This is a genomic window from Prevotella sp. P2-180, assembly GCF_002251435.1.
Taxonomy (GTDB): domain Bacteria; phylum Bacteroidota; class Bacteroidia; order Bacteroidales; family Bacteroidaceae; genus Prevotella.
In genome coordinates this window covers 52,194-75,680 of the sequence record NZ_NPJI01000037.1, presented here as the reverse complement: position 1 = coordinate 75,680, position 23,487 = coordinate 52,194, and the positions used below count along the sequence as shown (strand labels likewise).

General features: G+C 40.8%; 30 protein-coding genes. 7 read left to right on the top strand and 23 right to left on the bottom strand.

Going from position 1 to position 23,487, the window contains the following annotated elements; all coding sequences use genetic code 11:
- Nucleotides 1–29 precede the first annotated feature (29 nt).
- The 18 genes from CIK98_RS06240 to CIK98_RS06145 form a co-directional block, all read right to left on the bottom strand.
- Nucleotides 30–461, bottom strand: a complete 432-nt coding sequence (locus CIK98_RS06240; protein ID WP_094383404.1) for a hypothetical protein — start codon at nt 459–461, stop codon at nt 30–32.
- Nucleotides 462–534: 73 nt separating this feature from the next.
- Nucleotides 535–795 carry a hypothetical protein gene (locus tag CIK98_RS06235; RefSeq protein WP_094383403.1) on the bottom strand — a complete coding sequence of 87 codons (261 nt, stop codon included), beginning with the start codon at nt 793–795 and terminating at the stop codon, nt 535–537.
- A gap of 65 nt (nt 796–860) precedes the next feature.
- On the bottom strand, nt 861–1,088 hold the full coding sequence (locus CIK98_RS06230; RefSeq protein ID WP_094383402.1) for a hypothetical protein: 228 nt from the start codon (nt 1,086–1,088) through the stop codon (nt 861–863).
- A 60-nt stretch (nt 1,089–1,148) separates the two neighbouring features.
- Entirely contained in the window at nt 1,149–1,505 is a 357-nt protein-coding gene (locus tag CIK98_RS06225) for a hypothetical protein (protein ID WP_094383401.1), read from the bottom strand.
- Between the two features lie 530 nt (nt 1,506–2,035).
- Nucleotides 2,036–2,440: a hypothetical protein gene (locus tag CIK98_RS06215; protein ID WP_094383399.1), complete on the bottom strand. Its 405-nt coding sequence runs from the start codon at nt 2,438–2,440 to the stop codon at nt 2,036–2,038.
- A gap of 59 nt (nt 2,441–2,499) precedes the next feature.
- Nucleotides 2,500–2,727, bottom strand: coding sequence for a hypothetical protein (locus CIK98_RS06210; RefSeq protein ID WP_094383398.1), 228 nt, complete (start codon nt 2,725–2,727; stop codon nt 2,500–2,502).
- A 12-nt stretch (nt 2,728–2,739) separates the two neighbouring features.
- Nucleotides 2,740–2,886, bottom strand: a complete 147-nt coding sequence (locus tag CIK98_RS18010) for a hypothetical protein (RefSeq protein ID WP_172409839.1) — start codon at nt 2,884–2,886, stop codon at nt 2,740–2,742.
- Between the two features lie 172 nt (nt 2,887–3,058).
- Nucleotides 3,059–3,376, bottom strand: a complete 318-nt coding sequence (locus CIK98_RS06200; protein WP_141210432.1) for a hypothetical protein — start codon at nt 3,374–3,376, stop codon at nt 3,059–3,061.
- A gap of 62 nt (nt 3,377–3,438) precedes the next feature.
- Nucleotides 3,439–3,984 (bottom strand): hypothetical protein, encoded by a 546-nt coding sequence (locus CIK98_RS06195; protein ID WP_094383395.1) that lies wholly within the window; start codon nt 3,982–3,984, stop codon nt 3,439–3,441.
- Between the two features lie 678 nt (nt 3,985–4,662).
- Nucleotides 4,663–5,274 carry a hypothetical protein gene (locus tag CIK98_RS06185; RefSeq protein WP_094383393.1) on the bottom strand — a complete coding sequence of 204 codons (612 nt, stop codon included), beginning with the start codon at nt 5,272–5,274 and terminating at the stop codon, nt 4,663–4,665.
- 59 nt (nt 5,275–5,333) lie between these two features.
- Nucleotides 5,334–5,510: a hypothetical protein gene (locus CIK98_RS18005; protein WP_172409838.1), complete on the bottom strand. Its 177-nt coding sequence runs from the start codon at nt 5,508–5,510 to the stop codon at nt 5,334–5,336.
- Between the two features lie 65 nt (nt 5,511–5,575).
- On the bottom strand, nt 5,576–5,851 hold the full coding sequence (locus tag CIK98_RS06180) for a hypothetical protein (protein ID WP_094383392.1): 276 nt from the start codon (nt 5,849–5,851) through the stop codon (nt 5,576–5,578).
- Between the two features lie 41 nt (nt 5,852–5,892).
- Nucleotides 5,893–6,372 carry a hypothetical protein gene (locus tag CIK98_RS06175; RefSeq protein ID WP_094383391.1) on the bottom strand — a complete coding sequence of 160 codons (480 nt, stop codon included), beginning with the start codon at nt 6,370–6,372 and terminating at the stop codon, nt 5,893–5,895.
- On the bottom strand, nt 6,360–6,572 hold the full coding sequence (locus tag CIK98_RS06170) for a hypothetical protein (RefSeq protein ID WP_094383390.1): 213 nt from the start codon (nt 6,570–6,572) through the stop codon (nt 6,360–6,362). Before CIK98_RS06170 ends, CIK98_RS06175 begins: the two co-directional genes overlap by 13 nt.
- 65 nt (nt 6,573–6,637) lie before the next feature.
- Complete coding sequence (locus tag CIK98_RS06165; protein ID WP_094383389.1) at nt 6,638–6,868, bottom strand: hypothetical protein; 231 nt, start codon at nt 6,866–6,868, stop codon at nt 6,638–6,640.
- Nucleotides 6,869–7,230: 362 nt separating this feature from the next.
- On the bottom strand, nt 7,231–7,683 hold the full coding sequence (locus CIK98_RS06155) for a hypothetical protein (RefSeq protein ID WP_094383387.1): 453 nt from the start codon (nt 7,681–7,683) through the stop codon (nt 7,231–7,233).
- A gap of 112 nt (nt 7,684–7,795) precedes the next feature.
- Nucleotides 7,796–8,014, bottom strand: coding sequence for a hypothetical protein (locus tag CIK98_RS06150; RefSeq protein WP_141210431.1), 219 nt, complete (start codon nt 8,012–8,014; stop codon nt 7,796–7,798).
- Nucleotides 8,015–8,909: 895 nt separating this feature from the next.
- Nucleotides 8,910–9,980, bottom strand: coding sequence for a hypothetical protein (locus tag CIK98_RS06145; RefSeq protein ID WP_141210430.1), 1,071 nt, complete (start codon nt 9,978–9,980; stop codon nt 8,910–8,912).
- A 1,073-nt stretch (nt 9,981–11,053) separates the two neighbouring features.
- On the opposite strand from CIK98_RS06145, the gene CIK98_RS06140 reads away from it, so the two are divergent.
- From CIK98_RS06140 to CIK98_RS06125, 4 genes are all read left to right on the top strand, one after another.
- Nucleotides 11,054–12,508, top strand: a complete 1,455-nt coding sequence (locus tag CIK98_RS06140) for a phage/plasmid primase, P4 family (RefSeq protein WP_094383384.1) — start codon at nt 11,054–11,056, stop codon at nt 12,506–12,508.
- Nucleotides 12,509–12,546: 38 nt separating this feature from the next.
- Nucleotides 12,547–13,044 carry an HAD-IIIA family hydrolase gene (locus tag CIK98_RS06135; RefSeq protein ID WP_094383383.1) on the top strand — a complete coding sequence of 166 codons (498 nt, stop codon included), beginning with the start codon at nt 12,547–12,549 and terminating at the stop codon, nt 13,042–13,044.
- 70 nt (nt 13,045–13,114) lie between these two features.
- A complete protein-coding gene (locus CIK98_RS06130) occupies nt 13,115–13,600 on the top strand; it encodes a hypothetical protein (RefSeq protein ID WP_141210429.1) in 486 nt (161 codons plus the stop codon).
- A gap of 5 nt (nt 13,601–13,605) precedes the next feature.
- On the top strand, nt 13,606–14,130 hold the full coding sequence (locus CIK98_RS06125; protein ID WP_141210428.1) for a hypothetical protein: 525 nt from the start codon (nt 13,606–13,608) through the stop codon (nt 14,128–14,130).
- A gap of 64 nt (nt 14,131–14,194) precedes the next feature.
- Here CIK98_RS06125 and CIK98_RS18665 read toward each other — a convergent pair whose 3' ends face one another.
- The 5 genes from CIK98_RS18665 to CIK98_RS18660 are packed head-to-tail and all read right to left on the bottom strand — an operon-like array spanning nt 14,195 to nt 20,651.
- Complete coding sequence (locus CIK98_RS18665) at nt 14,195–14,782, bottom strand: hypothetical protein (protein WP_253249656.1); 588 nt, start codon at nt 14,780–14,782, stop codon at nt 14,195–14,197.
- Nucleotides 14,754–15,266, bottom strand: coding sequence for a hypothetical protein (locus CIK98_RS06115; protein ID WP_094383380.1), 513 nt, complete (start codon nt 15,264–15,266; stop codon nt 14,754–14,756). The genes CIK98_RS18665 and CIK98_RS06115 overlap by 29 nt, the downstream gene beginning before the upstream one ends.
- Complete coding sequence (locus CIK98_RS06110; RefSeq protein WP_094383379.1) at nt 15,244–16,143, bottom strand: hypothetical protein; 900 nt, start codon at nt 16,141–16,143, stop codon at nt 15,244–15,246. Before CIK98_RS06110 ends, CIK98_RS06115 begins: the two co-directional genes overlap by 23 nt.
- Before the next feature lie 2 nt (nt 16,144–16,145).
- Nucleotides 16,146–17,897, bottom strand: a complete 1,752-nt coding sequence (locus CIK98_RS06105) for a phage portal protein (protein WP_094383378.1) — start codon at nt 17,895–17,897, stop codon at nt 16,146–16,148.
- A gap of 12 nt (nt 17,898–17,909) precedes the next feature.
- Nucleotides 17,910–20,651 (bottom strand): terminase large subunit domain-containing protein, encoded by a 2,742-nt coding sequence (locus tag CIK98_RS18660; RefSeq protein WP_253249655.1) that lies wholly within the window; start codon nt 20,649–20,651, stop codon nt 17,910–17,912.
- 179 nt (nt 20,652–20,830) lie between these two features.
- Between CIK98_RS18660 and CIK98_RS06095 the strand changes: the two genes are divergently transcribed.
- The 3 genes from CIK98_RS06095 to CIK98_RS06085 are packed head-to-tail and all read left to right on the top strand — an operon-like array spanning nt 20,831 to nt 23,483.
- Nucleotides 20,831–21,643 (top strand): hypothetical protein, encoded by an 813-nt coding sequence (locus CIK98_RS06095; RefSeq protein ID WP_094383377.1) that lies wholly within the window; start codon nt 20,831–20,833, stop codon nt 21,641–21,643.
- 33 nt (nt 21,644–21,676) lie between these two features.
- A complete protein-coding gene (locus CIK98_RS06090) occupies nt 21,677–22,315 on the top strand; it encodes a hypothetical protein (protein ID WP_094383376.1) in 639 nt (212 codons plus the stop codon).
- Between the two features lie 16 nt (nt 22,316–22,331).
- Nucleotides 22,332–23,483, top strand: a complete 1,152-nt coding sequence (locus tag CIK98_RS06085; protein ID WP_094383375.1) for a major capsid protein — start codon at nt 22,332–22,334, stop codon at nt 23,481–23,483.
- Nucleotides 23,484–23,487: the final 4 nt, after the last annotated feature.

Sequence of the window (23,487 nt, the reverse complement as noted above, 5' to 3'; positions counted from 1 at the left end):
CCCTACCCACTGCAATGTGGGCAAGGTCGTTAAATCAAGATTTGTTCAGAACAGAGATTCATTGCAACGACGAGTAAATTCGTTTCATCCATTTCAGAAAGTTCCAAATCCATTTCCTTTGCTTTTTTCTCTAATTCGTACAGATTAGTGCCTATATAGTAAACTTTACAGCCTTTATGGAGTTTGAATTTCTTTCCTTGCGGATTGTCGTACCTTTTAGCATTGCTAAAATCCAATGGCTCTTTAACGCCGGAAAGCAAGCAGAGAAGTTCATACTCCGCAAAATACCTCTGTTCTGTCAGTATTTTACTTTCGAGTTCTCCTTTAAGCTGAAGCCTTGCTTTTCTGTACCTCTCTATCAACTCTTTTCCTGAAAGCATAGTCCTTATGTCCTCATTCCACCATTTCCAGATATGGGGACACTCTTTCATCATAATTTCTTTAATGTGTTCGTAACTCATAATCTAAATATTTAGTTAATAATTGAACTATGGCATAAGTTAATACGACCATAGTTATATGAGTTAATTTCAATTAATACTCGTGCCAAATAGGTTTGATAATTTTATGCTTTTCTATCCTATAATTGACAGAGAAATCAGGTGTACACAAGTGTTCCTCAATATAATTCCACACCCTGTCTATACTTCCAAATGTGTTTTCCATTTCTTCTTCATTTATATCACCATCAGAAAGTATTCCCTCTATAGCATCTTTAAGAACTGAATAGACACCCCATATCTCAGGATTATTAAAGAAATGGTTACTTTTCGTCACAATATAAACTTCATCCATAACAATACATTTTTAAGTTAATAATTGAAGCACACGGAATGATTAAACTCCGTGTGCTTGACAGGTTAGAAATCGATACGATCAAGAATGTGATTTGCAACATTAGGACATTCGGCAAGCAAAAACTTCATCATTTCTTTTCTGTCCTTTTTGCGCAGGCTCTTGAAATCTTTCACGCTCTGCATATCACAGCAGTTACATTGAATCCAATACCGCCACACATCAGCAAGTCCGTACTCGTTCAATTCCTCGCAATCATTGGCTTTTGCCAGCCCTTTAATAGTGTATGCCATAATTCAAAAAATAATTAGTTAATAAATCGCTCCAATCGGGCGGCAAAGCCCGAAAGGGAATTAGCGGCCTCGCAAGAATTTTCTGATGCAATAGTCGTAAGCCTCGCCCGAAAGGGAATTGCTGATGTAGATTTCGTTTTCCCCTTGCTCTACGTAGAAGCATTGGAACAAAGACCAATCAAGCCAACTGCTTCCGCTCGTAAGGCTTGCAACAAAGTTTTCTTTAGAACTTTTCTTTTTGTAAATCTGTTCTGCAAAGGCTCTCGCAACTTTCTCTTGCAGTTCCTTTGTTGGCTGTAACCGTGCATCCTTGCCGTTTCTGTAAACACGTCTTTTTCTGTCAAAGAAATCTCTGACACTAACTTGGCCACCGTAAGCTTTTCTCAAGCCTCTTAAAGTTTTGTAATACCTAATCATAATTGTTGTGTTTTAGTTAAATAAAAGTAGGCAAATAACTGCAACGTCATTTGCCTTTTGCTTCTATGCGTACCTATAAATCTTTATCCTTCCCTTGTTGTGTTTTCTTATAACGGAAACATCATCATTGTTAAATTTAGAAGGCTTGCCGAATATTCCCTTTAGAGTCTTGGTAGTAATTGTTTCTTTCATGTTTCCGTGAACATTAACCCACGGATTGTCATCTCGAATGTATTGCGCTCTACCTTCGTTGTCATAACGACATACAATAGTATATATAACGTAGGTATCAGTCCGAACTCCATATAATACACCATTGTTTAGAACATAGAAGCAATAATCCCATTTGCCTTGTTTGCATCGAAACGGACTTACATCTTCTGATTTACTACGATACACACGATAACCTAACTTCTTTAAATCCAATGCCATAGCACGCATGTCATCAATAACGCATTGCATAATTTAATCTCCTATGATTTTAGTTAATAATTAGTTACGGATATGCTTTCATACATATCCGCAGAAAGTCATTTATACTGGAACGTGTTAATCTTGTATCTCGCAGCAAGTTGAAGGATGCAAGTAGCAATAATTTCAAACCACTTATTGCAGAAGTATTCTTCTTTTTCTTTCGACTTATACCCCTCCCACTCTTTTGTCAGTTCGATGATTCTATTCCACATAAAGTCAATATTAATCGACGATGGAAGCCCTTGCAAGTACGAGGCAATTCTAAGACGTAAAATAGGGTAGCGTATCTTGTTGTAGTCGTAGTTGTATTCCTCATTAAATTGCTCAAGGAAAAACTCAATACGGCTTCTGTCATCTTCAAAAGTTAAACCTAAGTCGCTTGCAGTTGAAGATTCGGCGATGCTGTCGAGAACGTAGTTATACCACTTTCCCCACACTTTTAATTTTCTTGGATCTTTCATAATCGTAAATATTTAGTTAAAGAATAGTCCGTAGCCAACAATCAGGCTGGCTACGATTTTTAAATTGACAAGAGCACGTCTGATGCGTAAATTGGCTTAGACGTGTATTTCCTGAGATACTTTGCAATACAATACACGATGTGCGTGTTTACGTAGCCATCCATGAAGGTATGCCAATTGATACACAGGTAGTTCTTGCAGTTTTCTACCCATACTGTTTCCTCATTCACACATTTGTATTTCAAATACAAATTGTCTAAAACTTCTTCTAACGTCTGTTTCTTCATATTCGTAAATATTTAGATGATACTCTTTATCTTGCTGCCGTCATCATTAGCCATGAACACGACACAAAAATCTGAACCAATCCAAAAAACTTGGAAATCACCGCTACTGTCATGCTTGGTTTCTATAGTGGTGCAATTCTCTGAATTATAAGATTTCATAAATTCATCTTTTGCAGATTCGTAATCTGTACTCGTGTATGTACTCATTACGCAAGGTCGCATGGGATTTCTCCAATCTATTTTCTGCACGCAATATACTGTTTCTTTCATAATTATAAATATTTAGTTAATTATTAGTTTCTCCCTATCTGTCACAACAGGGAGAGTAAAGTCAGAAGTTAAAACCGATTCTGAAAAGTCTATAAACATCATCTTTCAAAGACTGTTCAAACACGAGGATTCCGTTTTTAGTGAGCCAAAGTCTATCAACGTTTTCTTGGCGACAATTACGATACCAGGAGTAACATCCGTCAGACCAGAAATGCTGCGATTCTCTTGGTCTTATGGCATTTCCAACAAGTTCAAGCATTCGTGCCTCAAAGTCGCTCAGGTCCTTGTTTTCTTTTCTGTTTTTCTGAAAAATGTCATGTTCTAACACTTCGAAAAACTTAACATCTGACTTTTTGATTGAAGTTTTACCTTTACTCATAATAATTGAATTTAAATTGTTAGACAATAGCAGTGCGCCCGCTGCAATGCAAGCGCACATAATCAGACTGCCGCTACATCCATACAATACTCAGCAAATTCTTCCTGTGTATCTTCATAGCCATAAAATCCGATAAATGACAGATAGCTTTCTGAAATGTTGTAAACCTCCTCGGTATCTATGTCAAACGAATTTTCATAGTCTGAGCCGTAGCAACTGCCAACACAAATTTCAGAGCGCAACCTTTTCAGCTGTTCTTCATCAAGATCCCAAATGTGGATTTCTTTTTCTTTGCGCAGTTCGTCGAGTTCTTCTTTTTCATCGTCAGTGAGAAGTCTCAAACCTATTGGGCAATAGTGACCATTCACCATTTTCATCCAATATTTTTCGCCGTAGCAATCCTTCTGCCAGCAAAGGTAGTCATCGAACCACATTTCAGACTCATCCTCAACGCAAACTATATAAGTGTCGCTCGGATAATCGTGAATGTATTTTTCAAGAAGTTCGTCCGCTTTTTTCTCAGCTTCTACTATTCCTCTTGCTTCTGCGTCTGCATACTTGGAATTTCTTTCGCCTGCAACGATAGCAATTAATTTGTAAGTTTTCATAACTGTAAAATATTTAGTTAATAATCAAAGCACGCACGTTAGGTATCATCCTAACGCACGCGTTATTTTCTAAGAGAAATGGGCTATGCCATCTTGAATCCATCCGTAGTCTGACCTGAACTCAACACGAAAATCACACGGTTTCCCTATCCAAAAACTTTTGGTAAAATCTCCGCAACAGTCACGTTTTACTTCAATCGAAGAACCATTTTCCGACTTATGGATTTTTGTAAATTCGCTATGGGCAGACTCGTAATCTGTAGTAAAAAACGTGCTTATAACCTTATCCAAATTCGGCAATCTGTAGTCAAATATTTGCACGCAATAAATAGTTTCATACATAATCGTAAATATTTAGTTAATAATCGTACTCCATACCTGAGAAAACAGATATGGAGTTAAATGTTATTCGTGTTCTCTCGTCCACCATTCAGCAATGTCACTTCGTTTACAACCTCTCCTTTCAATAAATTCTTTCAGTGTATGACAATGCGTGCTTTCTGCATAAAAAGCACCTTTAAATCTAACATGAATCCATCTTTTCATAATCGTATTTTTTTAGTTAATAATAGGAATGGCTGCACCCGAACAAACGAGCACAGCCTCACCTAAAAAATATAAAAATTAATGGAAAATATAACCGCGATACTGCACCGAACCAACGATGCAATATCTTTTTTAAACTATTTTCTTTTTGTACTCTACATACTCAAAATAGTTTTCCTTAAGATAATAATAGAAATCTTCTATGGAATTGTCAATTTTTTCCTTTAGTTCTCCTTCATTTAGAATACAAAGAGTCAAAAAAGCCGCAACCTGATGTACACGCATTTCAAAATACTTAGATGGTTTTAAAATTTCCTCTATAGACTCAGGCATAAAAGAGATAAAACCAGAACAAGACTTCCAATTTTCTTCGATATATTTTTTGTACTTTTCTTCTTTCTCAAACTTAGAAATGTACTTTTTTATTATGTCATCAAAGTCATCCGATAAAGTCACGTCAAAGCACAGCATGTCATTTTGATAATTATAATAATATGGCTTATAAAGAGAAAAATTATCAATAGAAACAATTCCATATTTCTTGAAAGTTTCAAGTACATTTTCTTTTATAAACTGACTTGAAACATACACAAGTTCTTTCTCGTACTTGTCCTGATTGATTTCTATTTCATCTTCTTCATCCTGATTTAGGTAATATTCCATTTCACCTGAATCGAGAATAGTTCCGTACATCGCAACATCTGCGATTGGAAACAATGATGTGTTTAAACTAAGTTTTTCCATAATTCTATTTTTAAGTTAATAATCGTACTCCATACATAGCAAAATGTATGGAGATTGTTTTAGCTGCAAAGTTCTACCAGGTTAAAAAAGTCCTCTTTCAAAAGATTGTTCACGCCCTGATAGCCTCGCCCGGTCTGATTGTTGCACCTTAGCTGCCTTGCATGAATCTTGATTTTCTCAATCATCTGGAAAAGTTCTTTTTCAAACTTTCTGTCATTCTTTACGTTCTGTACCATAACTTTATATTTTTTAGTGAATAATCGTACTCCTTGCCTAAATCAATAGGCATGGAGTTAAATAGTTAGTTCAGCTCAAAAACAAGCAATGTTTCGCCGGTCTTATAGTCGTTTAGAACATACTTAGGAGTTATGCAAGTTTTGTCGAATAACATAATATCCATTTCGTTATCTTTCGAAATCCAGACATATACAACAAAACCTTTAACTTTTTCATCGGCTCCAAAATTGGTTTGTTTCTTAACGCTCGTTTCTTCAAAATAAAACGTGCATAGCCATCTATCATTACCGTAACCGAGCGTATTAATAGCATTAAAAACATTAAACTCTCCTAATTTCATAATCGTATTTATTTAGTTAATAATGGAAAGTAATCGCGCTGTCACGCGCAATCACTTTTTACATACTTATCGTACTTTTCGTGAAGTTCATTGTACTTTTTCACAAATACGGCGTACTCTTCATTTGTACAATACCATGCAGGCCAAATAACATCTCCCTTGTGGTCATATTTTGGGTTTATTCCTGATGTTCTGCAAGAAACTATCCTACAGAAATACTCAAACCTGGAGAAAAAGCCCGCTCCGTTCCCTGCATATTTTTTGGAAATATAGATAACTCCCAAAAATCTTTCGTTTTCGTTTGGCCAGCCTTTGATTATTGTTATCGGATATAAATATCCCGTTCCGTCATAATCTTCTTCGACTCCGATTATTTCCCAGTCATAGACATAATCGAGATAGCGAACACCAACGTCATTTGTGAGTTCGTTTAATTCTTTTCTTTCCATAATATAAACTTTTAGTGAATAATCGTATCTTGCAGCCAAATCAATGACTGCAAAGAAAATCAGTTGTTCCACGGCTCATTTCCGTCATTGTCGTCAAATCTTGCGCAGAAAAAACAATATGTCCTTTCTTCTGGAACATCTACTTTCACGAAACAAAATAATGGCAATTTGTTTGTTTCAATTTCCTCTTTTGTCATAAGTTCATTATTTATCAACGTGATTTCGCCAAATGTTCTTTCTGCAAATTTCGCTTTTACTTTGTAATATTCCATAACTTTATAAATTTAGTGAATTAATAATTATCGTACTTTCCAGGCGAATCAACGCCTGAAAAATATTAGAACTCTATTGCGTGGAGATTTTCCATTTTAACGCAGATTGTAATTTCAGTGAAGTCAGTGGACTCGTCGAATGTTACTCCATCGCAAAGAAGAGTGTACTTGTTGCAATTGCAATTGCTCATTTTTACATATACATTATTTCTGTCGAAAGTAATGCTGTTGCAAGAATATCCGACAACTTTGCCGTTAATCTTGAACCAAACGTTTTTAGCTTTTTTAGTTTCCATAACTTTATATATTTAGTGAATAATTATCGTACTTCCAACCAGTTCTCGCCTGCTGGAAGTAATTATCGTACTTTCAATTATCGTACTTGTTTATTCTTCGGATTTTTGAGACTTCAGGAACTCGTCAAAGTCATTGCAAATCGAAAAATAATCTTTCCAGAATCCATGGAAATATACATTCCCGATGAATAATAAAAATATTATCAATATTGCATCAAGGATGTAAATAAACACATCGTCTGTCAACAACAACATTATCGGGAATGATAATATCACGTTCCCCAAAAGGAACACTTTACTCTTTTTCATATTATTTTCTGTTAGCTTGATTTATAAATTATTGAACCGGAACGTGAAACAAATCACATTCCGGTAATTCTTTTGGCTTCTTCATACATTTTATTTACCTTGCTTAATACAAGACCGTGCATCTTCATTTCTTTCTTTGTAAGAGAAAGCCTTTCACGTCTTTCTGTCAATATATTATAACTGCTAATTATTTCATAACATGTATTCTCTTCATATCCATTAGAAATAATCTTGTTGTAATATACTTCAAAGTCTATACGTGATAGAGTGATAGCTCTTTTCCTTTCGTCCATTTTTCTGAAATGTTCAAGAGCTTTCTGTTTTCCATATTCAGTCAGTTGGCCGTCTATCATTTCTTTTTTAACGGTCGTCATTTCCTGAACATCATAATATTCTCTTTGCTTGTTGCGTATATATTCAACAAACTCTTGTTGAGAAAGATTTTGCTTTGTTGCGGAAATCTCCCACTTTCGCAAGAGATTTCCAGGAATTTCCTTAGTTTCCATAAATTTTCAATAAATTGTGAATGTTCGCACGACAAAGGATTTTTATTCCTTTCTCAATTCCGTATCTTTCGAAGATCACGTTTGAAAGATTGTAATAATCGTTTGCCATTGCTTAATCGTTTTTAAATTCTGAAAAAGAGAAATGTTCGCCTTCTTTCAATTTCTTTGCTACGAAATTTGAAAGAGGAAAAACCAAACCGTTTATTTTGTCATCAAGCTCTTTGTTTGAGCCAAAGTATGACAACAAATCAGAGAACTGATTTAACAGCTCCATCGGTGAAATAAAACCCATTTCGTAGTCTTCCACCATGTTTAAAATTTCTTTTCGCATAATATCTGTTTTTTGTTAATATTTTGTTTGAACTCCACGGCTGAGCAAACAACCGTGGAGCTATAAAAATTTTCCCTCATTTCATTCTTCACACACGAAATGCTAATAATTACTTTGAGAGAAATATTAACTAAATTCAATTATGGATTTATAATTGTGACAGCAAGTTGTTACTTTCACCAAAAATTGTTTGCCAAAGGTCTTTTGAACCTGATAACAAAATATTTTATAGTGTTTCACTCAATACTTATTTGCAGCTTGATGTATATAAGTTTGTCCGTCATACATAAAACAGTCCTGCAAGCGAACTATTTTCTCAAATAATTCTTTTTCTTTTCCTCTCGGATCTTTGTCACACCTTTTCTTCTGTGCCATTCACAGCCGTATAAAAAGTATTTGAAAAACTTTTCACGGAATTTTTGTCAAACTCCAAATTTTTGTCACAGCCCGGTTAAGTAGTGCAAAATAGTTATTTTTGAAACTACTAAATTTATTACTGCAAACAAATTGATTTGAAGAAAATATTTATCGAAAAAAAATCAAATCAAGATAGACCAAAATCAAATCAAGATTTGAACCGATAAATAAAAAACCAAGAAAAAATAATATATCAAAGAAAAGCAGCCGGACAGAATCAATAACGAAAGTTATTGTAACAACACCCAACCGCCGGGAATGCTGAAACCGCCGAAGCAGAAGCACCAGCAGCACCAGCAGCACCAGCCAACCAGCAGCCAAAAACGACCACTGAAAGACTGATAAAAGCAACCACCAACGGAATCACCCGCCAGCAGCTTTTATTTAATCAAATGAAAAATCTAAATTACTTTTGACACAACCGAAAGAGAGAACCGCCCGAGGACGAACCCCGGACGGTTAATAAATGAAAATGCAATCACTTTTCGAACTTTTTCAAATCCAAGCGAGCCACAGAGAGCGAAGTCTTAACGGCTGAAAGTTTTTGGTTGTAAACGTTAAGTAACTTTTGTAGTTTCTTATATTTAGCAACGCCCAAACCGTCGTTTGATATTTTCGCCCTTGTTTCATCATAAAGCCGTTGTATTTCTGTCAACTCGAACTCTTTTTGAATCACCGCAGCAGTTAAAACGGCTTTTTGGTCGTCTTTTTCTTGTTGAATCTCTTTTTCAACCTCCTGCGCTATATCGGCAATATCAGAAGCAGAAAGAAATCCGGCTAAAAGGATTTTTTTAATGTAGCCAGAAACCGCAGGACGAAGCGCAAAAACGTTACTTATTTTGCCGTTCATTTCACGCCGTTTAGCATCAAGATAAACACCAACAGAACCGACCGCACGAATATAATTAGCCGTTGACTCTTCGATAAACGTATAATAACACCCGGGTAAGAGCATATTTTTTTCACCGTTGTTATTTGTTGCTGAATACACAACCAAACGAGAATCAATAAAAAGCCACTCAGGATTAATGTTACAGAAATACACCTCAGACGAAAGCGAAGTGTTATTGTTTGCAAAATTAACAACATCTTTCACCGTTGCAACTTTAAAATCACCCTCAACACGCCACCACGCACTGGCAGCACGAGAGACAGCCGAAGCCACGGGAGCCGAAAGCCCGAAGACGAAAGACGCAACCGCAAAATCATCATCAAGTTTCAAGCCATCAAGTTCTAAGGCTAATTTTATAACTTCTTTATTATCGGACGGCAGTCCAGCACGAAAGAACCGACCAAGCAACACCGCAGCCGTTGGAACCGGTGCACGGTAATTGTTTCTGATTAATTCCATGCAATCACGCTTTTTAACTGCTTCAGTGTCCCCCGCTTCTATTTGGTCAGATATAACAACCGAATCCACCAACGGAAGAACCGCAGAGGAATCAGCCGAGGAATCCGAAGAAGAACCAACAGCCTTTGCATTCTCAATAACATTTGCGGCAACAATATTATCAATATTATTTGCCATTTCTTTTGTTTTCTTACTCATAATTTTTATATTTAATAGGTTAAACAATCAATCACGATGAAAACACAGAAAGAAAATGTTACCTTCCTTTTGTGTCAATAAGCCAAAGAGCAACCACGGTGAGGAATCAAGATAACTTGTAACCATGCCACCAATAAGTTTTCAAGTGCAAAGATAATACATTATTAATGTTATGTCAAGAGAAAAGTTATATATAAGTTATATTTACGGCTAATTATTGACATATATCAAGGGAAAGGGCGTAAAACACCGCTGAAGTAGTCTATATAAGGTATATATACGTGTGTCTGTATATGTAAGGGAAGCATAAAGCAGGCAAGCAGCACAGCAATAAAACTGCTATAAGACATCTTAAAACCTGGAGCAAGCTAACAAGGTTCAAGACTCAAGAATAAGATCCTGAAGGGAAGAGAAGAGGACAGAGGGCAGACAGAAGAGGAAGACAAGAGAAGACAGACGGAAGACGGAAGAGGACAGAGGAAAACAGAAGGGAAGGAGACAGAGGACAGACAGAAGGGAAGACAGACAAACAGAAGGGAAGAGAAGAGAAGAAGACGGACAGACGGAGAAAATAAAGGACTTCAGACCGATATGATTTGATAAGCTATTTTCGGAAAAATGTTACATTATTGTTATAATATAACAATACGTAATGTACTGATAATTAACGTATTACATACCCCTAACACCCCTTTTAACTATTTTGAGGCAAGCCATATTGACCTTTCATCTGGAATTTTTAATTTTTTATTTTTTCGATTTTTTCGATTTTCGTTTCGTGTACCATGCATAATCCTTCATTTTTCTGTTATTATCCTATGGGAAAATAGTCGTTTTTATACACTTTTATTGTATTTTATGGAGTAGTGAAAAATCCCCAAAATGTATGTTTAGTGTATGATTTCGCATGTTTTTGTGTACTTTTTATCCTATTTATGTAGGATTGTTTCAAGTTTTACCATTCCTCCGAAACGCCTGTAAATAAAAGGCATTACCTTTGCATCAGTGTATGAAATGTATAAATAATCATCATTTTAGAGTTATTGATTTGATTTTTTATTTATTTATTGTATATGGCTAAGAAATTGAGCAATAGTGCATCAGACAGGAATTACGGCATTGTTGCCGCTGTAAGTGCCGAGCTGCTGTCACATGTCAACAAGTCCGAGATGACTCGTATTCGTCAGGAGTCTCGTTACGATGACCGCCTGTATGGTTACAGGGATGTTGTCACCCGTGCTTCGAGTGCTTGTTTCCGTGGTCTGCATGGTATGGTATACTATTTTGACGGTCGTTGTTGGGTATCGTTTGACAAGGACTTTGTTCTCCTGAAAGCGTCTATTAACTCAGCCCTTGTCAGTCTGAATGTCCCCAAGGGCGATGTAGTCAAGAGTGAGTTGCGCCTTTTGCAGGCTGCCCGTGATGGAGCTTCGATGTCTCCGTTGGAGCAGTCTCCTTGTGTCATTGGTTTCTACAATGGCGTATGGGATTTCTCCGACATCAGCAATCCGGTGAGGCATGATTTCTCTGAGCGTATGCCGATTACCTCTGTATTGTCTTATCCGTACCTTCCTGGCGAGAAGTGTCCTTTGTGGTGTTCTTTTTTGTCGAAGATCCTCAAGCCTCGTGACATAGAGGTTTTGCAGCGTTATCTTGGCTTAGGTTGTTGTGACCGTCGTTACATGAGCCACAAGATAGAGGAGACGTTGTGGCTTGTCGGCGGTGGCGGTAACGGCAAGAGCACTGTGTTTGAGATGGTGAAGGCCGTGTACGGTGCCGAGAACATCTCGTACATGCCGTTGGGTCATCTTGTCACTCCCAATGTAGACTTGAGGATGCGTAACATCGGTCGTATTGTCGGCAAGGTGTTCAACTACTGTTCCGAGATACAGGCTGACGACATCACCAAGAGTTCGGACACGTTCAAGAGCCTGTGTTCTGGCGAGCCCCAGGAGGTTCGCAGGATAGGCAAGGATTCGGAGACCGCCTTTGACATTCCTTTCTTTGTGTTCAACATGAACAGGATGCCGGCTAACAGGGCTATGGACGCTGCCTTTGTCAGGAGGCTTATCGTCATCAGCTTCAGTACGAGGGTGCGCCGCGAGTGTATCGACAGGGAGTTGGTCACGAAGATGATGTCCGAGTTGCCTGGCATAAGGAACTGGGTGGTGGAGGGTCTGAGGAAGCTTGCCGCCGACGGCTACGTCCTTGTGCCTGACGCCCGCGTGAGTGAGTCCATCAGGGAGTACGAGATAGAGAACGGCCAGTCGGTGAAGCTTTTCTGTGATGACAACGGTTACAGACAGGGAGTGTATTCGGGCATGTGGGACGAGAAGCCCAAGTACGTCTCGTCTGGCGTGCTGTATACGAAATACCAGTCGTTTGCGGAGCTTAACGGCATTGAGCCGGTCACGATAAACTCTTTCGGGCGGGAGATGCGCAAGCTTGGTTTCAGGTCCAGGAGGAAGAGCGGCGGTGTCATCTACGACATCTACAGCGACGAGGACATACCTTTTGCCATAAAGTAATAGATAACACACACGTACAATCATTAAAATAAGCAGATATGATAAACATTGAAAACAAGAGAGTGTTGTTTTGCGACCTTGACGGCACTCTGATAAAGACAGTAAGCAAGGCCGTGTTTCCGAAGGACGTTACCGATTTCCAGATAAGGAAGGATGTCCTTGACAAGGTGAAGGACTTGGGTTGTTTCACTCACCTTGCGATAGTAACCAACCAGGCTGGCATACCCAAGTTTGTCAACAAGGAGGATTTTGTGGCAAAGTTGTGTTGCATTGCCAAATTTATAGAGAAGTACTGTTCCGTAAACGTCAAGGCGGTGTGGTGCTCTTCGTCCGACAGCAACCACCCGTGTCGCAAGCCGAACCCCGGCATGCTGGAGGACTTATACGAAGAGTACTACGACCCTATGAGCAAGTCGATGATGATGATGATAGGCGACGCTTCTGGTAAGCCTGGTTGTTTTTCCGACAGCGACTTGAAGTGTGCTGAGAATTTCGGCATAGACTATATGGACGTAGAGGACTTCGTGATGCTCTGACGGCAAATCCCGCGTGGCATATTGCCGAGGCTCCCATAAGTAATAATTGTCAAACATAAAAAGTATAATCATGAGAATTGGAAGAGAACGGAAGCTCACCGTCGATATCATGCAGGTGAGGACAGGCTCTACGGGTGTCAAGGGAGGAGTGATATTCCCTGACAGTGAATTAGAGCAAGTGTACAATCAATATTCGGCACTTCCTTACGAGGAGGCGTTGAAGCAGTTCACGGATATGGGGATGAAAGACCTTGCCGAACGTCTGACAAAGGAAAGGGACGAGAGACTGGCAGAGGAAAAGGCGAAGCGGGCCGCGAGGTTAGATGAAATCAACGCCCTCCCAGAGAACGAGAGGCTTGTTGCATTGCTTGCGGCTGGCTTCGACGATGAGGCAAAGGCTCTCAGTGAGTTCTTCGCTTCGAAGAAAGAAGAAGAGTCCCGCCAAGAAGAAAGCAAGGCCATCTCGCCTGCCCCTGACGAGGAACCAGAGGCGCAGCAAGTAGCAAAGAAGCCTCGTGCAACAAGAGGCAAGAAATCAACGACAAATAAAAAATAACAACAATGCCAAGAACAAAATTCAAGAGAATAACCTACAGAGAGGAATTTGCGTTAGGCAATTTCCGTTTGAGGTTGTACCGCAAGTTGGTCATCAACGAGTTTGTAGACCCAGGGACGTATGCGTCAGTGTCTATTCGTGATGTCGACGAAAACTTCAGGATCAGCATAACAGAGTACACTCCGTTGTTCCGCGTGATTATCGACCTTATCGAGGAAAACAAGCCGGAGTACGACACGATGGTGCTGAACATACTCAGGAATATCGAGATAGTCTCAACGCAGCCTGACGTGTTCCTGCAACAAGCAGTAACCTTGTCGTGCATAGCTTTTGTCAATCCGTCAGTCCTCGACCCTGAGAGTGAGAGCCACAAGGAGTATGAAGGCCTTGTGGACAGTTTGAAAGCGAAATGGCTCGATTCTATCCACAGAGACGCTAAGGCAATGGAAAAAGCCAATGACGAGTACACTGAGGAAGATGCAAAAGCCGATGCCGCGGGTGATGCGGCAGAAGAAGAACTGAAGTCATAAAAAATCGGGATGTCATTTTAGGCATCCCGATTTTTCTTATAACCATTTCACTACAGGGTCGCCCCTATAACCTTTCTCCCATATAAACCAAGCGTAAGAGACCGCTGACCCCCCCCCCTCGTACCATGCCGTCAAAATCGCCGTTTTTCGCACAGAGAACGCGCTGAACGAACTGAAATATGTAACGTGGAGGATTTACCGAGAAAAGCTTATCGAAGCGTCTCTTGCCCTCTAAAAATGTCGTTTTGAGGAACATCGCGCAGATACCATTTTCAGGTAATAGCTTCAAGGAGTGTAACACGAACTCCATAGCCATGCTATAGGGCGGGTTAGTTAAGATACACTTACAGTCATCGGGCAAACATTTAGTATTGAGAAAATCCCTAACGCCATCTCCGTAGCCTCTATCAACTATGTCGTATGAGTACACTTTCCTCCCGCTTTTGGCAAGAACTTCGCTGAGACAGCCAGTCCCGCACGCAGGCTCGTAAACGACTGATGGAAGTTGATACCCATTGCTTTCATCCATGAGTTTTTTCAAGGCCATAGGTGATGTCGCGTAGAAATCGTTCTTCTCCCTTTCCTTCTCAGTGTGATTCGATGCGCCAAGGCATTTGAATATACTATTCTTGTTTCCTTTCCAGTCTTTCATCTTTCTTTTTCTCCTTATATTCGGTCATTAGTGGACATTTGTCGCAGCATACAGGGAAATAGAACATAAGGAATTGCTCCTTGTTCTCGTCAGACTGCTCATTCTTCTTAACTATTTCCTGATATTTCGCCATGAGGTCGGCTCTTTCTTTTGAGCCAGAAGGTTGTCCGTATGCAGATCGAAGAATTTCTTTCGCCACCTCGTCTGTGCCAATCAGTTGGATGTCTTCAGAGGTGGGATCTCCAATCCTGTTACGTATGACATCCTTTCTCTCTGCCACGAGACTTCTGAATTTCTGAGTCTTCACTATATTCTGACGCAAATTGTTGTTTTGCTGTATAGTGTATGTAATGTTCTCTGGGTGCGCGATGTTAAAAGCATCGTTTTCCGAGTAACCGATGGCTATCAGGTCGGCCATCAAAAGCTGTTGTTCGGATGCACCGAACTGCTTGGCTATTTTTTTAAATGATGTTGATAATTCCATTCGTAAAATTGTTTTGTGGATATATAGGTATTCTGTAGCAGCAGCAGTGAAGATGCACCAGCGGGTCGGTGTATATCCCCTCAATGCCCTTATGGAAGCCTACTTGCTCATCGCACGCAGCACATGGATAGTTACTACCCCTTAATTGGTAATATCCTGCCGCACCCTTTTGTTCAAACTCCAGCCCTTCAGCACGCATCCATGCCATGTGAACGGTGGCTTCTGCCATCATTATGACATTTATAATGCCGTTGTTAGAAATACCCCTTGTTCCTTTGCCGGTCTCAAAGTCGTAGTGTATTCCTTTGCTTGCAATATATATGGCCTTCATTCCAGGCACGGAAAATGCCTCCTTTACTTCCGGTTGTGTGTAAACACTATGTATGGAGGTTTTGGCTTTTGTAACAGCAGTCGTGTACGAATAACCCTTGTTTGTGTAAGCAGCGGCCAAAGCCTCGATGTCGTACATAAAACGTTTCATATATGTATGAAGGGTAGTCCGCAAGTTTCTATTACCGCGTCCAAGCGAGAGGATGTAAAGAAGGAGCATATTCTTGAATTTCTCATCCTCTGTACAATTAAGGGCATAGGATTGTATAAGCTCATATATCTCCTGCTCAGCATCGTCAAGGACTTCCTGCACCTCTTCTTCCAGCGTTTTGTTTTCGCTGAATGAGAGGTTTTTCCCTTTTTGTGGATATTTGTAAATAAGCTCGAAAATCTCACCGACAGCATTCATTAGAATGCCGTCGATGGTTTTCTTTAACTCGTTGGCGTTGGCATTGCGTTTAAGGACATACTGCTTTCCTTCCGTAATGTCTTTCGCCGTAGGAGGTTGATAAAGCCTTGTGTCAAGCGTTATAGTTACTTCCGACATAATCAATGCGTATTATTCCAGTTATCCCAATTCTGCCGACCTTCCCAATTTCCGTTTTCGTCGTACTTGCGCCCGCTTTTGTTGGGCCTGCCTGCGCCGCGTCCGGTAGCCACGGAATACTTTCTCTTTCGACTTACCTTGGGTTTTGTCTTGCCGTTGTCTTCTGTGGCCGTAGTAGTTTCTTGTGCCTGAATAATCTTCTCTTCCTTCTGCACCTCAATATCAGCCAATTGTTCCTGCATCTCCACGTTAGCGTCATTTTGGATATTGACTTTTTCCTCTTGGAGAAGAAGCTCATGCTGCTGTTCCTCCTTATTCTCTCGTTGTATACGCTCCCATTCGTTAGGAGTAGCATAAGGAGATTTCTCAGAGGCAGTCTGCTTAGATAAGAAACCTCCAACAACCGAGGTGTTAAGGTTGGTTGTAAGTTCAGTTTCATTTCTGTGGATATACGGCTCTATGTAGTGACGGATATTAGTATTCCTGAACGCAAGCTGATTTCCGCTTTCAACACCGTAGCCAAAAGAATATATATCCACAAGTGTGTCAAGTACCTCATCGTACTCGTTTGAGTCAATCATTGCCTTTTCATAAGCATCAGAATACATAATTTTCAGAGATACGCCTGGTGTGTCTCCAGACTTTAACTCAGGAGTTTTTACGGCAAATGACTGCTTGTAAATCAGTTCCTCCAGCTTGTCTATCTCTGTTTTGTACGCGGCGGAGGCATCTTGTTTGTTGACAAATCCTATTTCTCCATCGGTCGGAAGTAGCATAATCTTGGAAGCGTAGGAGAGATCCCTTGAAGATACTTCCTCAGAGCCTTCGCCTTTAAGGTACATAATAGGCAGTCCAAAGTCGTGGTTGCTCTGCGCAAGGTTGCTGAATGCAATCTCGTAATTCTCTATAGTTTCCTGAGAGAAAGTCCAGCACGGTCCGAAATCATCCCTATAATATGCGACAGGTATCATTTCAAATCCATGTCTGCGCGACTCTTCAAGCTCAAAGCCCGATACTTTAAATAAGTTCTTAACCTTGTCTACTATGTTATTTGCTTTTGCGTTATTTGCAAACCTGTAGTAGTTGGTATCATCCCAAACCTCCACATACTCTTTTAGCTGTACACCTGTTTCGTCATATTCCGAGAACTTACGAGCGAAATATTTCAGTTTCCCAGTATATTTGTCGTAGTGCGGGTATAGAATATCTCCATTAGCGAAAGACAAGACCTTCCAGCCAAACTTGCCATTATCGAGGAACCCTATGATAGCTCCATCTCCAGTTGATTTTACCGACTTGCATAGTTTATACCATGCTATCTCCATATTCTTGTTAGCCCAGCCGAGTACGAAATTATTGTAAATTTCGTTAGTCTCGTCAGTAACCTTCTTGTCGGATAATTCAAAGCGCACGTCATTTCCACATAAGTGCGTGAGGTGTTTGGTGAGAATAATGAGTTCGTAAGAGATAGCGTATCTTGGAATCTCTTCTATGTACCATTTGCCATCTTCTTCATTCTGCCTCCATATATCAGGAAATAATTCCCTGTTATTTATGGCATGGCCTAGTGGATCAAGTTCCCTAAGAAAATCCTCTTGTGTCACAAGTTTCCTTTCAACGTTGTCGTTCGGTACGGGAGCCATATTCAACTTACCCGATATGACTGGGTGATCGTACACTCCTGTGGAGATAGTACGAAAGAACGGTTTCTTAACAAGAAGCTCGCCAACCTTGAATTTTTCGATATTTTCCATTATGATTACATTTTAAACACGTTTGAATCCTATTCTTCTTACTAAAATGTTTCCATTCCTGGCATTTGGTTTACACCATTTGGGAATTTCCACCGTGCGCTTCTTTAGTTCAAATACCCATCTTATAAGTAATCCTTCAATGAAGTCAGGGGAGTGTCCTACAAGCAGCTTGTTTTTCATCATTTCCTTATGTATGAGACACCATCCTCTATCCTCCTTGCTCTCGTCTTTTTTGATAGCCTTTCGTTCTTGCTGTAGTATCGCATAGAGCTTCATTTTACTTTTGCCGACAATATACATCCTTTCAAGCAAAGATGTCTCCATACTCCATGCCGCAGTAATGGTGGCCTCGTAGAACATGTAGGCGCACTGCGACTTTACGTTGTCGTACATATACTTGAATTTTTTCTCTACTGCCTCTTGATTGTTAAAAGGTATGGCTCGCGGGAATGCACCCTTGAGCACTTGTCCCATACCATTAAGATCGTAGGCGAAATTCTCTTCAAGCACGCCCCATTCCAATAGCTTGGCCTTTAGGATAGAGGCGGTAGAATAAGGGTCTCGCCTACATACGAATACGTCAACTACATGCCAACCAATCCAAAACCACGTTACGCAGTTGTCGCCACCATCGCCGGCTACGTCACATGTAGCCCGTCTAACCTTATCTCCAAGCATCTGGGCGTTTTGGAAAATCTTATCAAAATGTTGGCTCTTGATAAGGTCGTCGCTAATTTTTATAACGTCCCAGTTTCCGTCAAACTCCCTCATCCTTACATCAAGAGGCTGGTTGAGAAGGTTTGCTATGTACGCAGGGTCTTCTCTAAGCAAAGCCCTGTTGTCATATAATGCGGCCTTGACAAATGTAACAGACTTTATGGCAAACGTTTTTTTGTCATATCCAAATTCTTCAAGAGAGTCGTCCCAAGCAGCGTCGATTGTTTCTCGGCACTGGTCGTAGACTTCCTCTGGGGTATCACCCCATACAATATCGTCTACCGATTCTGTCGGCATATAACAGTATCGTATCACACCATCTCTTTCGGGGATAATATATCCTTTTAGTTCGGGGTGTTTAAGTCCGTCAGAGTAAATGGTATCTTCTTTGCCTATCCACCAGTCCAAGAATTTGCGCAACCAGCTCAGCGGGTCTGGATTACAAGTACCAAGTATCTGCGAACGAACTCCGATAGTGTTTCGGCTACACGTCATGATAAACTTGAAAAACTCGAAAGGCATCTGCGGCAACTCGTCGATACCTATATAGGCAAATTGTTGGCCTCGGTACTTAACGTCGAAATCAGGATATGTCATATCGTAAGTACTGAGTTTTAATTTTGCCCCAGACTTAAAATTCCATGTCATATCATCTTTTGACTTGTTGTATTTTCCGAGTTTGTCAAACCACCTTATACTTTCATTTTCAATATTTGCGAAGTCATCCTTGTTTTTTCGAAAGATAATTCCATTAAAATGTTTTTTGTCAATATCATATATCGGCTTCATCAACATCGTAACGGTGTTGTGGTTAACAACGTAATCCTTAGTCATATATAGATGATCCCTCCCTGTAACCTCAATACATCTACAGTCATTAACGTTTAACGTCTTGGTGATATACAATAATTTCTTGGTGAGGATGTTGGCAGATTGGGGTGATTTGGGAATGATTGCGTTTTCGTTAGCTTTTTCCTTTATCTTTTCGTTGGCAAAGAATTTCCTGTCATCGGGCATTATTATAGCTAACTGCCACCACCCGATTTTTTCAGGGTCGTCAGTTACCTCGGTCATCTTTACCCAGCCTCCAAGTGAACGAAGCATCTCAGCAATTTGCTGGATATACTTCTTGTTTGGGAGGGCAATATAGGGGTGTCTGTTTTTCATCTTTCCAGACACTCTCCATACACCTTGAAGGTAGCACCATCGAGACTGTACGGACGAGTACATGTACATATCCGGAATAAAGGAATCTTGCTCTACACGTCTTAGGGTAATTTTCCTTCTGTTTTCACAAGTAAGGCCGCGAAGGTAGTAAAAACCATTATCCCTATTGTATTTTGCGCGATAACCCAAGGCACCAAGACATCCGATGTCCCATTTTGACCTTGTTAGCAGAAGCCCTTTGTTTGAAAACCACATTCGTCCCGAACCGCTTGCGAGGCCAAGAATGTAAGGGTGCAAGGGAAGTTCTATGGGATCTATTGCTTCGTTGAAAATTACTTCTCCACAAAGAGGAATTTCCACAAAACCTACTGCCTTTTTCCTCAGCGAAAAAGGAGGCTTGGCATCGATTTTGTAGTTTTGCATTATTTCCCTCGCATTCATAACTTGGAATTTCCCATAGTCTCCAATCCTTGCGAGGAATCTATGGTTATCCATGCACGATACAGACGTACCATCATCAAAATAAAACATGTACGTCCTGTTGTAACCTTGATCGTATATACCCGACACCTTTTGTATTCCATCATAGGGGGTACATACCTCATCACCTATTTCAAGATCGCCAAGTTTTTTAAATCCGTTAGGTACAGCCACCGGCGTATACTTTGGATTTGCCTTACCACCTCCACGGTTTCCTCCCGTAACGAGAATGTCAACATTTGTATGGAGGTCTGTTTCTTGTGCGCCTTTCTGAGCAATGAAGCAATTTGACTTTTTCTTCCCTTCATTTTCGGCACGTAGTTTCTCGACGTATTCCGCAGTCAGGATAGGTTGTCTTGCTTCAGTAAACAAACCTGAGAATTTTTCCATAAATTTTTAAATTAATTCGCACAAAAGTAGCCTTAAAATGCTTATAATAAGTTTTTTGCATATAAAACTTGCATTTTTTACATAGCAAATATTTTTCACTTTTCTCATTTTGATACTTTTGCGATAGTAAACATCGGTGGTAGAAGCCGAAAATTTATTAACGCTTAAATTTTTTCATAATGGACAAAGAAATTGTCATTCAAAAACTTCGCACAAAACTTGGAGACGACAAGTCAAGTGCAATCAGCGACCAAACTTTCAGTGCTTTTGTGGATATGTTTCTTCCGGCCTTTGCTGACGACAGCAAGATAACGGATGACACGTGGACGCAACCAGTCAACATCCTTTCAACGTTTGCTGGACAGAAACGTCACGATGACAAAATCTTCACAGAGAAGTATGCGGCAGAGTTTAATGCCAAGCACGAGGCTGAAGTACAGAAACAAATCGAGGAGGCTAAGAAGAAGGCTATCGAGGATTATCTGAAAACTAATCCGGCACCAAAGCCTGAGCCAAAGCCCGACGAGACAAAAACTGTCGACGAGAAAATCGCCAACGCTGTGGCTGAAGCTCTTGCGGGGCTTACAAAAGAAGATGGAGTCATAGGCAAGCTAACAGCATCCGTTAACTCGTTCATCGAGAAAAGCAAGCAAGACCAACGCGAGCAAGAACTCAAAAGCGTCAAGTCTATTCTGTCCGAATACCTCAAAGGCAAAGGAGCGTTTAGCGTACCGACTATCGAAGATGCCCTCAAGGACATTACCTATGGCGAAACGCTGGACGTAGAGTCGCTTAAAAAAGAAGCCGAAAGGGCTTACGAGGAACGCTACAAGCGTTATTTCGGTGATGGTGTCAAACCCCTTGCAGGTAAGCCAACTCCAGGTAACAACAATGAGGTTTCCGCTGAAATAGCGGCATACATCAAGCAGCAACAGGAGAACGCCAAACAGCAAGCTACCTACCAAGAAGACTTGATGAAATCATTCATGTAATTTTAAATTTGATTTGTTATGAGATCTGGAACAATGAACAATCAGACCAAATGGTCGAAAAGTTGGGGTGGAGTGGTTCGATGCTTCGAATCGAAGCCCACATTGCTTCCCGGCGGTTTCACTTTCAACCTCAAGGAACTTCCTTTGAGCGGAAATGTGCTCCCTGCCGGTACTCCAGTCTACTGCGATGAGTCTGCTGAAAAGCGCACCATCACTCCCCTCTACCTCTTTGAGGTTAAGGCAGTAGACAACGAGAACAGTAAGGTTTCAGTAGCCAAAGGTTTTGAAGGCACTCGCGCAAAGGTGGGCATGGAGCTGATTATCCTCGGCTCTGACCTTTCCGTAGCTGCTTCTGACTCAGCCAAGGTGACTGAAATCGATTCGAGTGCATCAGACGTTGATGTATTGAAACTTAGCACGATGCCTTCCGGCATATCGGTAGGCAAGGTTCTATCTGAGGCAACCGCAGAAAAGAAGGTTAAGGTCGTTCCTAATGCCCTTACTCCTTATGACACCTGCGTTGACGAAGATTCTTTTGCGTGCGATGGTGAAGGTGCATTTGCTGTTTACAGCACTCCAGTATTGGAACGTCGCATTCCTATTCTCCCTGATGTCATCAAGAAGGCTCTCCGTGAGAATGATTGCTTCTTCCGTTTCTCTAAACGTAAGTAAAAGAAGGAGGTAAACAATGGCAAGATCAAACACTCTTTATCAGATTGGTAGTCTCCGCAACTACCTTAACGCAGAAAGTTTCGGTGTCATTCTCGACACTGCCAACGAAAAGTACAACACTGCAATCTGGCGTCGTTACGCACAGTGGGGTCGCCCGACTGATGACCGCGAGTGGAAGCAGGGTAACAAGAAGATACCTATCCTTGTTCGTGCTTCTATACTTGGTACTCACTCGCCTAAGCCGATGCGTAATACCGTAGGTTGGAATGCATACGGAGGCTCTATCCCAAAGATAGGCCATGGTTTTACTATCGATCAAGACGATATGCTTGAACTCCGCAAGGTAGCTCGCCTCACTGGAGATGCGTTCGGCCTCAGTCTCGTTGACTGCTTCGTTCAGAATGCCTCTAACATGCTTGGTGGTATTCATAACCAGCTTTCTCACATGACCTTGCAGGCTCTTTCGACCGGAGGCATCAAGGAAGTATCTATCGATGGAACATCTTACGATTTCCGTTTCCCAATCGAGGATAGCCATTTCGTTTCCCCAGACGACGGCAAGGATTGGTTCGTTAAGAGCGGTTCCAAGATTGTTGCAAACGATACTGCTGACCCTATCAAAGACATAAAGGATTGGCAGGAGTATCTGACCGACACTCTTAATCTGACCGTTGACCACTGGAAGATGTCTAAGAAGCTTCTCGAAATGCTCTTGAGCCATCCAGTAGTAGTGGCTAACTTTGTGGCATCTAAGAACTACTACAACCCAGACAATGTGAAGGTGAACAAGCAGGACGTGCTCAACTGGATGCACAACGACATGTATATCTGGCCTTTCGATGTAATCGACTTCAAGTCTCAGCACGAAGAGGATGGTAAGGCAGTCAATGATGCACCGGCGTTCGACCAGCACAACATGGTGGCATGCTCAAGCCGTATTGTTCCTTTCGAGATGAAGTGTATGAACTCCATCTACAAGGATCGTATGGAGCAGGGCGGCATGAACGCAAGCAACCTCTACTCACTTGTTGAGCAGCGTATCGCTATCCTCAACACTTGGGAGGAACGTCCTATCCAGAATATCGTTGACTGCGAACTCTACGCAGCCCCAGTGTTCACTAACATTCGTGAAATCGGTATTGCTACTTGCTATACCGCAACTCTCTAAAGTA

Excerpts from the sequence above, each read along its gene's own strand:
- CIK98_RS06240 (WP_094383404.1), bottom strand. The coding sequence starts at position 461 with ATGAGTTACGAACACATTAAAGAAATTATGATGAAAGAGTGTCCCCAT.
- CIK98_RS06235 (WP_094383403.1), bottom strand. The coding sequence starts at position 795 with ATGGATGAAGTTTATATTGTGACGAAAAGTAACCATTTCTTTAATAAT.
- CIK98_RS06230 (WP_094383402.1), bottom strand. The coding sequence starts at position 1,088 with ATGGCATACACTATTAAAGGGCTGGCAAAAGCCAATGATTGCGAGGAA.
- CIK98_RS06225 (WP_094383401.1), bottom strand. The coding sequence starts at position 1,505 with ATGATTAGGTATTACAAAACTTTAAGAGGCTTGAGAAAAGCTTACGGT.
- CIK98_RS06215 (WP_094383399.1), bottom strand. The coding sequence starts at position 2,440 with ATGAAAGATCCAAGAAAATTAAAAGTGTGGGGAAAGTGGTATAACTAC.
- CIK98_RS06210 (WP_094383398.1), bottom strand. The coding sequence starts at position 2,727 with ATGAAGAAACAGACGTTAGAAGAAGTTTTAGACAATTTGTATTTGAAA.
- CIK98_RS18010 (WP_172409839.1), bottom strand. The coding sequence starts at position 2,886 with ATGAAATCTTATAATTCAGAGAATTGCACCACTATAGAAACCAAGCAT.
- CIK98_RS06200 (WP_141210432.1), bottom strand. The coding sequence starts at position 3,376 with ATGAGTAAAGGTAAAACTTCAATCAAAAAGTCAGATGTTAAGTTTTTC.
- CIK98_RS06195 (WP_094383395.1), bottom strand. The coding sequence starts at position 3,984 with ATGAAAACTTACAAATTAATTGCTATCGTTGCAGGCGAAAGAAATTCC.
- CIK98_RS06185 (WP_094383393.1), bottom strand. The coding sequence starts at position 5,274 with ATGGAAAAACTTAGTTTAAACACATCATTGTTTCCAATCGCAGATGTT.
- CIK98_RS18005 (WP_172409838.1), bottom strand. The coding sequence starts at position 5,510 with ATGGTACAGAACGTAAAGAATGACAGAAAGTTTGAAAAAGAACTTTTC.
- CIK98_RS06180 (WP_094383392.1), bottom strand. The coding sequence starts at position 5,851 with ATGAAATTAGGAGAGTTTAATGTTTTTAATGCTATTAATACGCTCGGT.
- CIK98_RS06170 (WP_094383390.1), bottom strand. The coding sequence starts at position 6,572 with ATGGAATATTACAAAGTAAAAGCGAAATTTGCAGAAAGAACATTTGGC.
- CIK98_RS06165 (WP_094383389.1), bottom strand. The coding sequence starts at position 6,868 with ATGGAAACTAAAAAAGCTAAAAACGTTTGGTTCAAGATTAACGGCAAA.
- CIK98_RS06155 (WP_094383387.1), bottom strand. The coding sequence starts at position 7,683 with ATGGAAACTAAGGAAATTCCTGGAAATCTCTTGCGAAAGTGGGAGATT.
- CIK98_RS06150 (WP_141210431.1), bottom strand. The coding sequence starts at position 8,014 with ATGCGAAAAGAAATTTTAAACATGGTGGAAGACTACGAAATGGGTTTT.
- CIK98_RS06145 (WP_141210430.1), bottom strand. The coding sequence starts at position 9,980 with ATGAGTAAGAAAACAAAAGAAATGGCAAATAATATTGATAATATTGTT.
- CIK98_RS06140 (WP_094383384.1), top strand. The coding sequence starts at position 11,054 with ATGGCTAAGAAATTGAGCAATAGTGCATCAGACAGGAATTACGGCATT.
- CIK98_RS06135 (WP_094383383.1), top strand. The coding sequence starts at position 12,547 with ATGATAAACATTGAAAACAAGAGAGTGTTGTTTTGCGACCTTGACGGC.
- CIK98_RS06130 (WP_141210429.1), top strand. The coding sequence starts at position 13,115 with ATGAGAATTGGAAGAGAACGGAAGCTCACCGTCGATATCATGCAGGTG.
- CIK98_RS06125 (WP_141210428.1), top strand. The coding sequence starts at position 13,606 with ATGCCAAGAACAAAATTCAAGAGAATAACCTACAGAGAGGAATTTGCG.
- CIK98_RS18665 (WP_253249656.1), bottom strand. The coding sequence starts at position 14,782 with ATGAAAGACTGGAAAGGAAACAAGAATAGTATATTCAAATGCCTTGGC.
- CIK98_RS06115 (WP_094383380.1), bottom strand. The coding sequence starts at position 15,266 with ATGGAATTATCAACATCATTTAAAAAAATAGCCAAGCAGTTCGGTGCA.
- CIK98_RS06110 (WP_094383379.1), bottom strand. The coding sequence starts at position 16,143 with ATGTCGGAAGTAACTATAACGCTTGACACAAGGCTTTATCAACCTCCT.
- CIK98_RS06105 (WP_094383378.1), bottom strand. The coding sequence starts at position 17,897 with ATGGAAAATATCGAAAAATTCAAGGTTGGCGAGCTTCTTGTTAAGAAA.
- CIK98_RS18660 (WP_253249655.1), bottom strand. The coding sequence starts at position 20,651 with ATGGAAAAATTCTCAGGTTTGTTTACTGAAGCAAGACAACCTATCCTG.
- CIK98_RS06095 (WP_094383377.1), top strand. The coding sequence starts at position 20,831 with ATGGACAAAGAAATTGTCATTCAAAAACTTCGCACAAAACTTGGAGAC.
- CIK98_RS06090 (WP_094383376.1), top strand. The coding sequence starts at position 21,677 with ATGAACAATCAGACCAAATGGTCGAAAAGTTGGGGTGGAGTGGTTCGA.
- CIK98_RS06085 (WP_094383375.1), top strand. The coding sequence starts at position 22,332 with ATGGCAAGATCAAACACTCTTTATCAGATTGGTAGTCTCCGCAACTAC.